This is a genomic window from Faecalibacterium sp. Marseille-Q0746 (assembly GCF_017377595.1).
Taxonomy (GTDB): Bacteria; Bacillota; Clostridia; order Oscillospirales; family Ruminococcaceae; genus Faecalibacterium; species Faecalibacterium duncaniae.
Map to the genome: position 1 here is coordinate 1 of NZ_JAFREI010000049.1, position 1,221 is coordinate 1,221.

At 48.4% G+C, this 1,221-nt stretch carries 2 tRNA genes and 1 rRNA gene; all 3 read right to left on the reverse strand.

Annotation, left to right across the window (positions count from 1 at the left end):
• A 23S ribosomal RNA gene (locus J3351_RS13970) occupies window positions 1–712 on the reverse strand; the annotation flags it as partial.
• Window positions 713–918: 206 nt separating this feature from the next.
• Window positions 919–995, reverse strand: a tRNA-Ile gene (locus tag J3351_RS13975).
• 3 nt (window positions 996–998) lie between these two features.
• Window positions 999–1,074, reverse strand: a tRNA-Ala gene (locus tag J3351_RS13980).
• Window positions 1,075–1,221: the final 147 nt, after the last annotated feature.

A 1,221-nucleotide genomic window follows, 5' to 3' on the forward strand; every position in this document is an offset into this window, starting at 1 on the left:
GGGCCCATTATATGCAACTTAACGCCCTTTTCAAACTCGCTTTCGCTTCGGCTCCAGACCTTAAGTCCTTAACCTTGCTGCATACAATCGCTCGCCGGACCGTTCTACAAAAAGTACCCTATCACGCTTTGACGCGCTCTAGGTGCTTGTAGGCACAGGGTTTCAGGTTCTTTTTCACTCCCCTCCCGGGGTGCTTTTCACCTTTCCTTCACAGTACTATACGCTATCGGTCACTGGGTAGTATTTAGGGTTGGAGGGTGGTCCCCCCGTATTCCGACCAGGTTTCACGTGTCTGGCCGTACTCTGGATCCTGCGCAGCTCTCTCCGTTTTCACCTACGTGGTTCTCACACTCTCTGACCGGCCTTCCCATGCCGTTCGGTTAACAGATTGAGTCTTAAAAGCAGTCCGTACCCCGAAAGTATTTCTACTCTCGGTTTGCCCTCTTCCGCGTTCGCTCGCCACTACTTACGGAATCTCGTTTGATGTCTCTTCCTCGCCCTACTTAGATGTTTCAGTTCAGGCGGTTCCCTCAATACACCTATTTTGAATTTCAGTGTATTGTACCTGAGTATGAACCCAGGTGAGTTTCCTCATTCAGAAATCTCCGGATCAATGCTTATTTGCAGCTCCCCGAAGCTTATCGCAGCTTATCACGTCTTTCATCGGCTCCCAGTGCCAAGGCATTCGCCCTGCGCCCTTGTTCGCTTGACCTTTCAAACGTTCTTTCAGAACATTTGGTATCCTCTTGATTCTCTCTTTTGCCAACGAAGATTATTGTTACCCTTCCTTTTGAAATTGCAATATTTCTTAAAAGAACTTACTATAATCTTTGTTTCGCAGTTATTATTCAGTTTTCAAGGTACGTCTTGGTGATGTTCCTCAAAGCCCAGTCTCCCGGAACTTTGATTTTCATCACATGGTGGGCCAAAATGGACTCGAACCATCGACCTCACGATTATCAGTCGTGTGCTCTAGCCAGCTGAGCTATTGGCCCATGTGGTGGAGATTAAGGGAATCGAACCCTTGACCCCCTGCTTGCAAAGCAGGTGCTCTCCCAGCTGAGCTAAACCCCCACATAAGGTTTTGAGTAACCCCTTTTCAGGGCCCTCAAAATCGAACAATATCTACTCTGCTTGTATCTGTCACCTGTTCCAGATGGCCGACCATCTTCGATGTTCTTCCATCTGCCTGACTCCTTAGAAAGGAGGTGATCCAGCCGC